This window comes from Streptomyces capitiformicae (assembly GCF_002214185.1).
GTDB classification, from domain to species: domain Bacteria; phylum Actinomycetota; class Actinomycetes; order Streptomycetales; family Streptomycetaceae; genus Streptomyces; species Streptomyces capitiformicae.
Genome location: NZ_CP022161.1, coordinates 8,205,173 through 8,218,647, shown reverse-complemented (window position 1 = coordinate 8,218,647; position 13,475 = coordinate 8,205,173). Strand labels below are relative to the sequence as shown.

The following is a 13,475-nucleotide window of genomic DNA, read 5'->3' as shown; positions in this document are numbered from 1 at the left end:
GGTTCGGAAGTCGGAAGTGTCCCGTCGAGGGGGGTTCCCAGTCCAGGCATTTACCGCGGACCGGCAAGAACCGGACACCGCTGCGTTCAGCGTATGCAGCGGACGCATCCGGTTTCCTGGCCGCCGGGAAGGCGGCGGGATCGACGGCGGGGGCCATTCAGCTGTCGTCCACCGTGGTGGCGAGAACCCTCGGGGATCCAGATAAGCGTTCTCCGGCGTGTACGCCTGGCCGTGGGGACAGTGCGTCCTTCTGACTCCGCGCGCGGAGTCATTGTCAAGAGTTGTGGATCAGTTGAGGTGGCTCAGGCTGCGCTGAGCTCGGCGCGCTCGACGAGCCGACCGCCTTCGACGCGGGCTCCGCCACGAACGAGGGCGACGACCTGAGGCGCGTTCACCGCTCGCCAGCGGGCCTGGGCGGCCTCGACGGGCTTGAAGGCCATCGCCAGGGCAGCGGTGCGGGAGCCGGTACGTCCTGGCCGTGCTCGCCGCCGGGGACATCTTCGACTGGGGCCCTCCCCGGCCCGCCGCCGCAAACCCGCTCCCACCGTCTGATCGCGGTGTACGGCAACAACGACGGCCCCGCCCTGCACGCCCGCCTCCCCGAGGTGGCCCATGCCGAACTCGCCGGTCCGCGCTCGGCCGTCGCCCACGGGACGGGCCCCGCGCGGGGCCGCGAATCCCGCTGCGCCGATCGCTTCCCCGGCACCGACGTCCTTGTCTTCGGCCACAGCAACATCCCATGAGACACGACCACGACCACGGCCACCGGACTCCGCCCGCTCAACCCCGGCTCCCCGACCGACCGCTCCACCACACCTACATGACGGCGACGGTGACGGACGGCGAACTGACGGACGTGACCCCGCACCTGACCACGTCGGCGGCGACCGCCGGAAGGACCTCACGCCCGGCAGGCCCCCGATCCGGGGAGCGAGCCCCGTGGTTCATGGTCGCGCCTTCTCACGCAGGTTCTTTACCGTGGGCCTCGTGCGACGATCAACCGGTTAACCTACCGGGGTGTTCACCGTGCCGGAGATCCGTTCGGTTGCCGAACACGCCAACGCCAACAGCCATCATGAGAGCGCAACTCGACAAGGACGCATACCTCTGTGACTGCCGATTTCGACCGTGACGCCGCCGAACAGTGGTTCAGAAGACGTGGGTTGCCGACCGTGGTCCAGGGGCGGCCGACCGGTCTGCTGATCAGGATCCTGCCGGCCGAGGTGGCCGTACTGGCCTGGCGTGGCGTCGGAACGGCGCTGTACCAGATCGACGGTGACTCCGACGCCGAATACGAGCGCATGATAGAGAACGACGCCTACGCGCTGCTCTACCTCACCTTGCTCGCCGGGCTCGTGGTGGCACCCGTACTCAGTGCCTGGCTGACCGCGCGCCTGACACAACGGTGGACCGCGGTCCGAGGACGGGGCGGCAGGACCGCGATCGTGGTGGCGGTTCTCTTCGTACTGGGGGCCCCAGTCGTGGGCCTGGCGCTGCCGCCCCACAAAGTCCCGTACGAGACGATGCTCGAACAGGTGGTGCTGCTGGCCGTGTTCGTCGCCGGTGCGCACTTCGGCGCGAGCTCGATCCTGGGGTGGGCCCTGCGAGCGGCCTTCCGACAGGTCTCCCGGCTGGGAGACCTGACCAGTCGGGCTCTGCCGCTGCTCCTGCTGTTCACCGTCTTCGGCTTCTTCACCAACGAGATCTGGCAGGTTGCCGCCGCACTGAGCCGCACGGAGATGTGGCTGCTCGTCGCTCTCTTCGCCGGGGTGGCGGTCCTCTTCCTGTGCGCGCGGCTCTCCGACGAGGTGCGCGACCTGACCGATTCCCACCAGGTCGGGCGGAAGGACTTCCAGAACACGCCGTTCGAGGCGTGCCTGGGGACGGCCGAGCCCAGCAGGCCGACGGTTCCGCTACGCCGGCTCGAGCAGGCGAACATGATCCTCGTCCTGGTCCTCACCCAGATGCTGCAGACCTTCGTCCTCTCCGCCCTCACCTTCCTGTTCTTCAATGTGCTCGGTGTCCTGTCCATACGGGACTCCGTGCTGCAGGCATGGACAAAGCACCGCTACAGCGGGGGCTCGCTGCTGGGATTCCAAGTTCCCTTTCCCGATGACCTGATCCAGGTGTGCCTGTTCATCGCAGCGGTGTCCGCGCTCTACTTCTCGGCGGCGGCGGTGACGGACGTGAACCACCGCCGTTCCTTCTTCGATCCGCTGGTACGGCACCTGGCGGTGAGCATGACCGCGCGGGACGTCTATCTGGCGGAACTGCGATCGAGCGATGATTCCCCGCAGCCGGCTGCGTCCACAGGATGAGCGCCGTGGTCCCGCCGTCGCGATACGTGCGGGTACACGGGCCGCCGGTGCGCCCGCCGCCTTCTTCGTGGCCCCGGGCTCGGGGCTCCCCGCCTCCGGGCCCGGGAGGACTACTGCGCCATCGCAAGGTCCGCGGCGCCGACCCGCTTGCCGCCGCAGCTGTCCAGGCTGCCGAGAACCAGCACACCGCCATTCCCGGCGAGAAGATCACCGCCCAGGTCGTGCACTCTCGCCAGGGAAGTGATGGCCCGCAACGAGAAGATCCCCGAGACAGCGCTCCGACAGCCACCCTGACCCGGCATTGCTGCCGTTCCGTTTCCCTGGACCGCCGTCCCGAATCGGACGTGCGTGTTTCCACGCATCCGGCTCTCCACGTGCCTGCCCGGTGGTCACTTCAACTGGCTGCTGGGGATGCGGCGGCTGACAGAATCAGTCCACGTTCACCACCTGCCAGAGCTGGCCGGCGGCGTTGGTGTCCGTCGTCTGGACGAGCTGAGCGCCCGCTGTCGTCGACGAGCCGGACACCGAGAGCAGCTTGCCGCTCTTCACATTCTTGATCTTGTAGTATCCGTTTCCGCTGGCGACCAGTGTCCGGTGCTGGTTCGCTCCGTTGTTGTCGGCCCACTGGATGACGGACGCGCCGTCCGCGGTGGAACCGTTGTTGACGTCCAGCAGTTTGCCGCTGTGCCGGCTGACTATCTTGAAACTGCCGTCACCCACCTCGACGTACCGCCAGTTCTGGTTCACGGCTCCGCTGTCGTTCCACTGGATGATGTTCGCTCCGTCGGAGGTGGATCCACTTGCGACGTCGATCGCCTTTCCGCTGTTCCTGTTGAGGATCTTGTAGTGGGCGTCCTTGAGAGGGAAGGAGACGTAGGCGAACGCGTCCAGTGCGCACACGGTGTTGGACGAGGCGGCCCAGGCCACGGCGGCACATCTCGACAGGACGCTGGAGGACTACCGCCGGGGGATCCAGCGACGCCTGTTCGGGTAGCGGGCCGGGGACGGGCCTGGACTTCCCGGCGCGTGGGCGCAGCGCCGGGGAAGACGAGCGCGGGCCCCGCACGACTGACGGGGCCGCAGGAGCCGGTGATGCGTGGCCGAACCCGCCTGTGACCGGTCGCAGAGGCTCAGGCACACCTAGGACCTGGCGGTGTGGACGGAAACACCTTCACCGTGCCCGGCAAGTACCCGTCCGCGGGCTCCACTGTCCCGGCCGGGACCGTCGTGTTCAACGCCCCCACGGAGGATGGACGCACGCGCGACTGGTGCTCGTGAACACTGGTCACATTGATGATCCGGCCGCCGTCCCCCTGGGCGATCATGCGACGGGCGGCGCGCTGAGCGCACAGGAAGGGCCCCACCAGATCCACATCGATGACCTGACGCACGATGCTGAGATCCAGGTCGAGGAAAGGCGTCATGGTGCCGGTCCCCGAGTTGTTGACCAGCACATCGATCCTGCCGAGCCGCTCGGTCAGCCGGTCGATGACGTCCGCGGCCTCCGGGCGCCGGGTGAGGTCGAGCTGCTCGATCTCGGCGCGGCGCCCCTTGGCGCGAACCTCGTCCGCCGTCCGTTGCGCCCCCTCCTGATCGCGGCGCCAGGTGACCCCGATGTCCATGCCGGACTCGGCCAGTCGAACTGCGGTCGCACGGCCGATCCCGGAGTCGGATCCAGTGATCAGGTCCACGGGAACGATGCGTTTCCGGGGCGGCGTACCGCGGTTCCATGACGGCTCCGGGTGAGCGATTGACGGCTCAACGGTGTCGGGCCCGATGACCGAGGACGGGCTGCGCGACCTGCCGTCCGGGTGCGGCCCCGCCCGTCAGTCATACCGAACCAGGATCCCCAGGCCGCACCCGCCCCCGCCAGGCGCCCGTCTCTCCCCCGCGCCTTTCGATGTAGTCCTTGAAGCGGCGTAGGTCACCCTTGACCCGGCGGTCGATCAGGCCAAGCATGTCCGCGCCCTTCTCGGCCATACCGGAGGGCTCGACGTCCATCGTGAGTTCCACCCGTGTGTGGGTGTCGTCCAGCCGCTCGAACCTGACCGACCCCCGCTGCCGGGGCTCGCCCTCGATGACGCGCCAGGTGATCCGGTCGTCCGGCATCTGGTCGACGATCTCGGTGTCGAACTCTCGCCGCACCCCGCCGATCTTGGTGGTCCAGTGGTTGTGCCGTTCGTCGAGCTGCCGTACCTCCTCAACGCCCTCCATGAACCTGGGGAACTCCTCGAACTGCGTCCACTGGTTGTAGGCGGTGTGCACAGGGACCTCGACGTCCACCGCTTCCTTTACCGTGCTCATCGCTTCCTCCTCGCTGTCGTTCCGCATGAACCCGGGTACCCGGGCACACAGGTCTGAAAGACCTGCTTGCAAGGGGTTCCGACCGCGACGGTCATCGAGGGAACGCTGCGGCTGACGACGCTGCCGGCGCCGATGACCGATGCTGGGCGCGATCATGACATCGTTGCCTGTGCGGAGTGGTGTGTGGTGGTACTCGAAGATCTGCTCGCTGCGGCGCCGCGGGCCCTGGAAGGCGGCTTCCGCCTCGGTGTGGACAAGCCCCTTGGCGATCCGGGCCAGGACTTCTTCCTCGGCGCGTCCCGGTCGAGCACGCGCATCCGGAGCCTACGTGCGCCGTGAAGGGACAGTGATCCCTTTCGGACGGCGGTCGTGCTCCCCACGCGTCCCACAGGCACCGTGATGCGGAGTCGAACCATCGGTCGTCGCCCCCTATGGGGAGGACATCGGCCTGGCGAAAGTAGCGCCGTGGACCCGCCCGGCAGCCTGGCTGCGGTCAGGCCACGATCCTGGCCGGCCACACCCGATCGCGTCGCTCATCCCCCGGTGACCGGGAACGTCATGGCCCGCACGCCGGGCCGGCCCGAAAGCCCGTCGGGAGGTGGTCAACGCGTTGCGTCGACGGAGAAGGCAGCGGCTGCGTCGACCTGTGTGCCTGCTTCTTCGTCGAGCCGGTCCACGAGGAGCATCGCGGCATCGTCCGCAAGGCGGCCCTGAGTGGTGTGGCGGATCAATGCCTGGTGCAGCTGTTCCAGGAACTCCGGCGGGGTGCGGGAGTACACCGCTTCCATGGCCTGGGGCAGGGCAAAGAAGTGGTTGTCGCGATTGCGGGCTTCGATCACGCCGTCGGTGTGCAGCAGCAGACGGTCGCCGGGTGCGAAGGAGTAGCTCTCCGGCTTGGTGGGAGGACCGGTGATGAAGTCTTCCAGGCCCAGCGGTGGCAGTGGTGAGCTGGGCATCAGCGCCTGGACCTTGCCCTGGCGCAGCAGCAGTGGGGGCGGATGGCCACGGTTGACCACCTGGACGACGCATGTGTCGGGTACCTGAGCCACGACCGCGGTGACGAAGTCCTCCACCTGGTCTCTCGCCTCGTCCTGGCCGACCGCACCCGGTGCGGCGCTCTCCCGTCTCAACGCAGCGGCGCAGCGATTCATCACCTCCACCAGGTCGTCCTCATAGTGGACGGCCTCCCGGAACGCACCCAGTACGACTGCGGCCAAGCGCACGGCAGGAAGCCCCTTGCCGCGGACATCCCCCACGATCATCCGAACCCCGTACCGTGTCTGCAGCGCCTCGTACAAATCACCGCCGATCTGCGCTTCCGTCTCAGCCGCGAGATACATGCTGGCCACCCGCACCGGGCCCAGCCGGGCGGGTACAGGTCGCAGGAGGACTTGTTGGGCTGCCACGGCGACCCGGCGAACCTGGTCGAGCTCGCTCTGCCGACGGGTACGCACGGCCTTGCTCATGGTGACACTGGCTATGGACACCACGAGGGCGGCCACGAGATTGCTGTAGACCTGGCCACCCCAGCTCTGGTGCAGGGTGGCCGTGATCAGGGTGACAGCCACAGCCCCGGTCGCTGTCGAGAGGGTGCCTTTCGGGCCCATCGTCAGCGAAGCCAATGCCGGCATCGCGGCGAGGATGGGACCGGTATAGATAACGTGTGCGGGCGAGAGCTCGATCCCCAGCGCCAGCAGTACGATCATGAACGGCACACATTGCGCGAGTCTCATGAGGGCTCGGCTATGGCCGCCCGCTACTGCTGGGCCGGATGAGCGGAAGAGCGACCGCATGGGTACAGCCTGCCTCGCTGAGCTTGGGTGTTCCACTCAAGGCCATCAAGGCCATCAAGGCCATCAAGGCCAAGCAGAGCGGTCGGACGGTTCGGATCAGGAGGACCGCAGGCGGAGGAACCGATCTACCCTCTGCCGTGTCTGGGCAGGCATGGCAAGCCTTCTTTTCGTGGCCCTGACCCTTGCGCCGTTCCTTGCGCCGTGCGTGATCGTCATTACTGCCGCGGCACTCGCCCGGCGGGCCTACAAGCGGTTGCCGGGCAGCGGGTGGCATCTGCCGAGCGTCACCACGTGCGGGCTGGTCGCGGTCATGGCCGGCGCGGCGGCGTTCGGCGCGTACGCGTGGGGTGTGATGTCGGCGTTCTACCTCCTGGACCCGGACCAATTGTGTGCGGCGCGCGGCCTGCAAGGCGATCACATCGTGACACGGGAGACACTGCCGGTCAGTGCACAGTGCGTGACATCGGACGGCGTGGGAAGCGAACTGGTGCCGGGCTGGGTGAATCCTGTGATCTACCTGGGGCTCGCGCTCTTCATGCTCGCCCTTGCGACAGGAACCACCACGGAAGTGCGCCGACGCCTCCCCCTGAGGTGAAACCGGTGCCCCTCCGGCGGCGGGGCCCGCCCGGCTCATCCGTCGTTCAGTCGCAGCAGTCGCAGCACTTGCACGGGTTGCAGCAGCCACCGCCGCCGCCGCAGCCGTCACCCGAGCCACCGCCGGAACCACCAGAGCCACCGGACCCACGACCGCCGCCGCCCGCACCGCCGGAGGAGCCGCCCGAGTTGCCGCCACCCGGGCCTCCGAACCAGCCGTCGCCTCCGGAACCGTCCTGGCCCGAGCCGCCGTTGCGGTTGCCCTCGCCGAACTGCCAGGGCTCTCCGTCGTCCTGGCCGGCGTCGTCGGTGCAGGTGCAGCAGTTGACGCACAACCCGCAATCGCGGCACAACCGGCGCCACTGGCCACACCGCCGGCACTGTCCCTCCTGCGGCCGGCCCGACGCCATCGAGACGCCCTCCGGGGCCGCGCCCGCAAGCGCCCCGACGCCGCAGGCCGTGCCCGTGCCGGTCTCCGAGGGCGATTCCGTCGCCGTACGGCGTCCCAGCCAGGGCAGCATGCGCGGGCTCCGCACCTGGTGGCGGTGCTGGTGGTGACGGTGCCGGGGGTCGAAGACGCGGTCGACGGCTCGTTCCAACTCGCCGCCCAGAAGCGCCCGTACCAGCCGCCCGTCGACGAACTCGGCCTCGGACAGGGCGAGTCGGATCCCATGGATGGCGTCGTCGCAGAGCCGGCGCACCTCAGCGCGGTCCACGCCGGTCACGGCGATCGGGTTCCACGCGCCGGACGCCTGGTCCGCGTCCAGGTCCTCCACCGCGTCCAGCAGATGCGCCAGCCGACCGAACAGACGTCCGGCTTCCGCCAGCGGTTCGGCGTTGCCCGGGCGGTCGGCGAGCACCGCCGTGTGCGCGAAAGCGGCGGCGGTTGCCGTCTCCGTGGGCTCCGTGACCGTCAGCAGCGAGCCGCCGGGGCCGGTCAACCGCTCGATCTCCGGCTGGCGTTCGACCGCGGCGAGCAGCACCCCGGTGTCGAAGCCGAGCCGTTCGCCGCCCGCGGCGCCCGCACGGTCCCAGCCGTGGGCGATCCGGCGTGCCGCCAGCGTTACCGGGCGGCGACCCAGCAGGCCGTCGCCGTCGGCGACATGATCACGTATCTTCGCCGCGGCCAGCACCAGCGACACCGTCGCCGCCAGCCGCGCGCCCTCGCCCTGCGCCACGTCCGCCGACCGCATCCCGCGCAGCGGGCACGGGCCGGCGCCTCGCCGCCAGTCGCCGGTACGCTCCGACTGCGCCTCGGTCAGCACCGAGACGATCAGGCCGTCGTAGTTGGTGGCCACCCGCGCGAACTGCCCGTACTCGCCGCGCAGCGCCAGGCACAGCCCACACAGATGCGCCATCCACTCGGTACGCATGCCCTCGCCCAGGCGATGACGGCATGGCCTGATGATTCCGAACACCGAAGTTCTCCCCCGTAGATACTTCCAAGATCGTTTGCGTGACGAACAACCAGGTCACCCGCGCGACAGCACGCTATGCGACGATCGACGATCTGCTCAAGGAGCGGCCGGACTCGGCGCCGTGGCGGCCGACGGCGAGGTGAAAGCCTCAGGTGTGGTGTCGGAGAGGCGGAGGCCGGCGGGACCCCGAGTGATCTGCGCCGGACCGCGGCGACGATACTGGCATCCGCACGTGCCCCTGCTCCCCGATGGACTCATGCCGACCTCCCCCACAGCCCGTCCCACGACTCCCGCCACGGTGTGGCCGGCTCGCGGCCGCCACGTCGGACCCGACGCGGAAGGCGTACTCCGTCGTACGCTGCGACAGCTCAAGGACAGCCAGGTCATCGACGACTTCCTGGAAGTGCCCGACGCCGGGGGCGACCTTCCCGAGCGGGTCTTCGAGGCCCGTTGGCGGGTTCCCGACGAGGTGACCGTACGCGCCCGGCTGAGCCTTGGGCCCGACCTGGGCGGCGGGCGGGAGTGGACCTTGCTCGCGGAGGCGGAGCAGCCGTGGGATCCGGCATGGCCGTCCCCTGTCACCCGGTTCTGGCCCGAGTACGGCGACTGGGACCACGACGCCGCCACAGGCCTGTCGCTGAGCAGGATCAACACTCTGCCCGAGGACGACAAGGACGCGCGGCGCCTGCTCAGGGACTCCGGCCACCACGGCGGATGGTGCGTCCACGTCGTCGTCCACGAGGCCATGACCACGGACCAGCATGGTCGGCTCCCCCTCGCGCGATGGCTGCCGCCGGGTCTGCGCCACCGCGTCGTGGAACACCGGGCGGCGCCGCATCAACTGCGGATGGTGAACTGGGCGCTGCGGGAGTTCGGCCTTGAGGTGCCACGCGGCGGTGCGGTGGTGCTGCCCGGCACCCCGGCCCCGTCCGGTTACGACTCCGAGGACTTCGCCGTACGCACCGTGTTCCTGGACGGTTCGGAGCCGGCCGACCTCGTCGCGGCGGTGACGCGGTTCGCCGCGCTGCCCCGGCCACTGCCCGACGGTGCTGACGACGCGCTCACCGCGCTGCGGGAGGACTGGCACCTCCTCACTCTCGAGGAGGAACTCGTCCAGCAACGGAAGCTGGTGGCGATGTACTCCGAGGCGCTGGAGTCCATGACCAAGTCCCGGGACCTGTACCGGGAGGCGGCCGAGCGCGCCCACGAGGCGCTCGCCGCCTACCGCGAGTCCGCCGAGGCCGCTCCCGCCGGACAGCAACCGTCCGGGACGACGCGCACGACGTCTCCGTTCCAGCAGCTGACGCGCACGCTGGAGCGCCTGAAGGACAGCGCCAAGGGTCTGCGCCCCGCCGGCACGGCCCAGGGCAACGAGGACACGGACACCCGGTCGGCCGACTCGGAGCGCTAGGGCCTGTCGTCACCTTCCCGTCGTCGCCCGGAGGGCGGCCCCGCGCCCGCCGCGGCAGCGGCTGATGTCCGCGTAAGCGCGTGCTCTCGGCGTGCCGGGCATACACCCTCGTACTGGACGTACTTGGGTGTGTGCCCGGTGCGGCAGCGGGGGCCCCTCCCGCTCATGGGGGCCCCTCCCGCTCGAGCGAAGCCGAGAGTGGGGGGAGAAGTCGAGAGTGGGGGAGAAGTCGAGAGTGGGGGAGCGTGCATGGCGTCGCGGGGCAGACGGGAATGTGACGACAGGCCCTGGGCCAGACCTACGCATCGGGCCGACCCTCTTCTCATGGCCAGCGGGCGGTGGCAACGCTCAGTTGCCCCGCCGCCACCCGTGGTGCACATGGCGGCCCAGCAGCGGGCCGCCGAACACCACGAAACCCACGCCGACGAGCCAGGCCTGGACGATCAGCACGGTGCCGACGGCCCCATAGGTGACGGCGTTGCTCACGATCAGCGGTGAGAACACCTGGTCCGAGAACCAGCGCAGGCCCCCCAGTCCCGCCATCGTGGCCACCGCGCCCGGGAACAGGGCACGCCATGGCACCCGCTCACCCAGCAGAAAGTGCTGGCCCCACCAGAAGAACAGCACCCCGAACAGCGAGGCGAGCATGAGCCGGATGACAGACTGCGCCAGCCCGTCCCGCAGCACCGCCCCGCTCTGCGTCTCGGCGAGCAGATAGCCCGTCAGCGCGGCGAGCCACACTACGCGGCGCCACACGTGGTGCCACGGACCCGCGGGCACCTCCCAGATCCTTTCGTAGCCGTTCTGCACACTCGCCGCGAAACTGACGCCGAACAGCGCCACGAGCAGCCCGCTCAGGGCACTCGTGGCGCTCAGCACCCTGCGCGGCGCGGAGAACAGTTCGCGCACCGCGTCGGCCGGGGGTCCGGACAGGCTCATCCCGTCGATCACCCACAGGGCGAATCCCCGTTCCCGGAAGGGGAGCGCCGCCGCGACGACGATCAGCAGCGGGACCAGGGTGACCAGGCCCAACGCGGAGAATCCCATGGCCCGATGCAGCAGTTCCAGGTCGTTGCCGTGCCGCCAAAGCCGTCCGACGGCCGAGTCGTGCCAACGGGCGCGCAGACGGTGGTGATGCGGCCGTGACTCCCGCGAAGCGCCGGAGCCGGAGGCGTCGTTCACGCGTGCCTCACTTCCCGGCGCGCTCGGAGGGTGCGTGGTGGGGTCATGGCCCAGCGGATGGTCCGGGTGAGGGCCTGGCCGGTGGGCCGTATGGCGAGGTCCTCGACGACCGGCACACGGGGCAGCCACAGCATGCTGCGGGCCCAGGGCGGGAGCAGGGCGACGGCGTTCGCGGCCAGGGCGCCGTAGAAGGGCCGTGCCGCAAGGGGCAGGGGAGGCTGGAACAGCAGGAAGCGGGCGGCATTCCTGGCCTGGGGTGTGGCGCGCAGTTCGGGCCGGTAGGCGATCAGGCGCTCGGACAGCTCGCGACGGTCGCGTGGTGGGTCGCTCACCCCCAGAGCCTCGGCGACGCGCGCGGTGTCGGCGACGTAGGCGTCGTAGCCGACGGCGTCCAGCGGGCGGGCTCCGTAGCGTTCGTGGGCGCGCAGGAAGCTGTCCGCCTCGGCGGCGTGCACCCAGCCGAGCAGGTGCGGATCGGCCGCGTGGTACGGCACGCCCTCGGCCGTCGTCCCGCGAATCCGTTCGTGGATGCCGCGGACGTGGTCGACCGCCCGCTGGGCATCCGCGGCGGTGCCGTAGGTCGTCACGGCCAGGAAAGTGCTGGTGCGCTGCAGTCGGCTCCATGGGTCGCCGCGGTAACCGGAGTGCCCGGCCACGGCCGCCATGGCGAGCGGATGGAGGGACTGCAGGAGCAGTGCGCTCAGCCCGCCGATGAACATCGAGGCGTCACCGTGGACCGTGCGGATCGGGCGGTCGGGTCCGAACCAGCGCGGTCCGGGGGTGTCGTGGATGCGGGCACGTGCCGCCGGTCCGTCGGGGCCGGCGACACGGCGGAACAGGGCCTGGCCCAGCTGTTCACGGACTACGGTCAGCACGGTCGGCCTCCTCTCTCCTACTGCCCAGTGTCCGACATACCAGAGCAAACCCGGACATGTGGCGCGGCTTGTCGACCGGTGATCGCGTGCCGTGGGCCCACGACCCGACGTGTCGCCTACGCGGCAGGGAGGCTCGTGTGCCGCAGCCCCAGCGGTCGGATGACGCATCGGTCGCCCAGCCCGAGCCTGCGGGGCGCCCGCTTCCGCAGGCTCGGGAAAGGCATCCGCCGGGGCGGGCGCCCTCTCAAGATCGCAGCTTGTTCCAACGCGGCGAACCAATGCGTTGACAGCGCCTCAGGCGGAGAACCGCCTCGCGAGGTCCCGGAGCCGTGCCACGGCCGTGGCCGCCTGGTCACCGGTGATGGTCGTACCGGGCATCCGACTCAGGCGCTCGACCTGGTCGGCGAAGCGCCGATACTCCCCGTGAGCATGCTCCCGGCAGGCGAGGCACGTGACACTTTCCGGACGGGCAGAGGTCATCGCGTAGGGCACCCGGTGTCCGCAACCGGTGGTGACGACGCTCGGTGCGTCGGGCACGCGGCCCAGCGTCGACGCGATCAGGTTACGGACGTCGGAGCCGGTCTGCACCACCTTCTGCTCCACGTGGATGTGTGGATCGGTCTTACTCATCCGCGTCCGCGCCTCCGTCCGCGTCGTTCCGGAACCAGGGTAGCGAGAGTGGCCGGGGCCGGGGGCCGCGTCGTCCAGGGCGGGACGGAGTGTGCACCACCACGCCGAGGATGGGACCGTGCTTCTGCGGCAACTCGAGCACGACATTGACCCGGCCATGGAAACGAGGGTCCTGGTTGCGCCGGATATCTGAGGCCCGGCTCCTCACGGCCTGAGTGGCCGTCAGCCGCCGAGGCCTTCCAAGTCGTCGACCATGTCCTCCAGTTCGTCGACCTGTCGCTGGAGGTCCTCCGCGTCCGGTGTCCCGGTGATGGTCGGATCAGGAACGGTGAGATCAGCCCGCTTGACGAAGGTGTCGGTGATGCCACCGGCCCAGGAGATCTTGATCTTGTCGCCGGACTCGTTGATCCTCAGTGTCCCCTGGGCGCGATCGGTGCCACATGGGAAGGAGATGTTCACCTCGGCCCCGAAGGTGACGCTGCCGTCACATTGGTTCACGGTCGGCAGCATGGCCTCGCCGTGCCGGATCCCGAGCGGGGAGAGGGGCGTATCGCCATCCGGGAACCACGTGTAGTCCAGCTCCGCCGACGTCGGATTCCGGAAGTTTCCTCCATCGGTGGCGGACCCGCTGCTCGCCGAGGCCGGGGCCGAGGGTGCCGCCGCACCTGACGCACTGTCCGAAGAGCCCTCGCAGCCCGTCAGCAGCGCGGCCAGTCCCAGAAACGCAGCCGTCCAGGCCGCCGCACAGGCGACGCCTCGTGGTTGTCTCCGCATGGATTCCCCCCTGGTTACCCGGTGTTCGAATTCCTCATGCCTCACTGAACCGACAGTGGCAGGAGGGCGAGGAGAGATCCATACCCAGCCGTTGTCCCGGACACAAGGTGCCGTGTCCGTACTGGTCAGGCTCTTGTCCGGGGGTTGTCCGGGACGCCGCGCGCCCCGCCCCGGGG

At 69.6% G+C, this 13,475-nt stretch carries 12 protein-coding genes and 5 pseudogenes; 7 read left to right on the top strand and 10 right to left on the bottom strand.

Features of this window, described 5'->3' with window-relative positions; genetic code table 11:
• Positions 1-302: 302 nt before the first annotated feature.
• A pseudogene (locus CES90_RS36950) lies at positions 303-464 on the bottom strand (IS256 family transposase); the annotation flags it as partial.
• Positions 465-530: 66 nt separating this feature from the next.
• On the opposite strand from CES90_RS36950, the pseudogene CES90_RS36945 reads away from it, so the two are divergent.
• The 3 genes and pseudogenes from CES90_RS36945 to CES90_RS52480 all read left to right on the top strand — a co-directional run.
• Positions 531-868: pseudogene (locus CES90_RS36945) on the top strand (metallophosphoesterase family protein); the annotation flags it as partial.
• A 241-nt stretch (positions 869-1,109) separates the two neighbouring features.
• The gene (locus CES90_RS36940; protein ID WP_208921505.1) at positions 1,110-2,318 is read left to right on the top strand and encodes a hypothetical protein; all 1,209 of its coding nucleotides are present in this window, start codon (positions 1,110-1,112) and stop codon (positions 2,316-2,318) included.
• Between the two features lie 113 nt (positions 2,319-2,431).
• Positions 2,432-2,591 (top strand): annotated as a pseudogene (locus CES90_RS52480) (IS110 family transposase); the annotation flags it as partial.
• Positions 2,592-2,747: 156 nt separating this feature from the next.
• Here the strand turns inward: CES90_RS52480 and CES90_RS36930 are convergent.
• A complete protein-coding gene (locus tag CES90_RS36930; protein ID WP_232791351.1) occupies positions 2,748-3,218 on the bottom strand; it encodes an RICIN domain-containing protein in 471 nt (156 codons plus the stop codon).
• Positions 3,219-3,225: 7 nt separating this feature from the next.
• Here CES90_RS36930 and CES90_RS50360 point away from each other — a divergent pair.
• A pseudogene (locus CES90_RS50360) lies at positions 3,226-3,312 on the top strand (GntR family transcriptional regulator); the annotation flags it as partial.
• Positions 3,313-3,574: 262 nt separating this feature from the next.
• On the opposite strand, the pseudogene CES90_RS36925 reads toward CES90_RS50360, so the two are convergent.
• Together CES90_RS36925 and CES90_RS36920 are read right to left on the bottom strand one after the other, a co-directional pair.
• Positions 3,575-4,009: pseudogene (locus CES90_RS36925) on the bottom strand (SDR family NAD(P)-dependent oxidoreductase); the annotation flags it as partial.
• 139 nt (positions 4,010-4,148) lie between these two features.
• Positions 4,149-4,622 carry an SRPBCC family protein gene (locus tag CES90_RS36920; protein WP_208921503.1) on the bottom strand — a complete coding sequence of 158 codons (474 nt, stop codon included), beginning with the start codon at positions 4,620-4,622 and terminating at the stop codon, positions 4,149-4,151.
• Between the two features lie 66 nt (positions 4,623-4,688).
• On the opposite strand from CES90_RS36920, the gene CES90_RS36915 reads away from it, so the two are divergent.
• The gene (locus CES90_RS36915) at positions 4,689-4,961 is read left to right on the top strand and encodes a hypothetical protein (RefSeq protein WP_208921502.1); all 273 of its coding nucleotides are present in this window, start codon (positions 4,689-4,691) and stop codon (positions 4,959-4,961) included.
• 263 nt (positions 4,962-5,224) lie between these two features.
• On the opposite strand, the gene CES90_RS36910 is transcribed toward CES90_RS36915, so the two are convergent.
• Entirely contained in the window at positions 5,225-6,328 is a 1,104-nt protein-coding gene (locus CES90_RS36910) for a PP2C family protein-serine/threonine phosphatase (RefSeq protein ID WP_232791350.1), read from the bottom strand.
• 256 nt (positions 6,329-6,584) lie between these two features.
• Here CES90_RS36910 and CES90_RS36905 point away from each other — a divergent pair, with 256 nt between their 5' ends.
• Positions 6,585-7,010, top strand: coding sequence for a hypothetical protein (locus CES90_RS36905; RefSeq protein WP_232791349.1), 426 nt, complete (start codon positions 6,585-6,587; stop codon positions 7,008-7,010).
• A gap of 46 nt (positions 7,011-7,056) precedes the next feature.
• Here the strand turns inward: CES90_RS36905 and CES90_RS36900 are convergent, their stop codons facing one another.
• Complete coding sequence (locus CES90_RS36900) at positions 7,057-8,427, bottom strand: DUF5685 family protein (protein WP_208921499.1); 1,371 nt, start codon at positions 8,425-8,427, stop codon at positions 7,057-7,059.
• Between the two features lie 256 nt (positions 8,428-8,683).
• On the opposite strand from CES90_RS36900, the gene CES90_RS36890 reads away from it, so the two are divergent.
• Entirely contained in the window at positions 8,684-9,838 is a 1,155-nt protein-coding gene (locus tag CES90_RS36890; RefSeq protein ID WP_208921498.1) for a hypothetical protein, read from the top strand.
• Between the two features lie 348 nt (positions 9,839-10,186).
• Here the strand turns inward: CES90_RS36890 and CES90_RS36885 are convergent, their stop codons facing one another.
• The 4 genes from CES90_RS36885 to CES90_RS36870 all read right to left on the bottom strand — a co-directional run bounded on the left by CES90_RS36885 (position 10,187) and on the right by CES90_RS36870 (position 13,299).
• The gene (locus CES90_RS36885) at positions 10,187-11,020 is read right to left on the bottom strand and encodes a YhjD/YihY/BrkB family envelope integrity protein (RefSeq protein WP_232791348.1); all 834 of its coding nucleotides are present in this window, start codon (positions 11,018-11,020) and stop codon (positions 10,187-10,189) included.
• Positions 11,017-11,895, bottom strand: a complete 879-nt coding sequence (locus CES90_RS36880; RefSeq protein ID WP_208921497.1) for an oxygenase MpaB family protein — start codon at positions 11,893-11,895, stop codon at positions 11,017-11,019. Before CES90_RS36880 ends, CES90_RS36885 begins: the two co-directional genes overlap by 4 nt.
• A gap of 294 nt (positions 11,896-12,189) precedes the next feature.
• A complete protein-coding gene (locus CES90_RS36875; protein ID WP_208921496.1) occupies positions 12,190-12,525 on the bottom strand; it encodes a hypothetical protein in 336 nt (111 codons plus the stop codon).
• Between the two features lie 222 nt (positions 12,526-12,747).
• On the bottom strand, positions 12,748-13,299 hold the full coding sequence (locus tag CES90_RS36870) for a hypothetical protein (protein ID WP_208921495.1): 552 nt from the start codon (positions 13,297-13,299) through the stop codon (positions 12,748-12,750).
• Between the last annotated feature and the right edge of the window lie 176 nt (positions 13,300-13,475).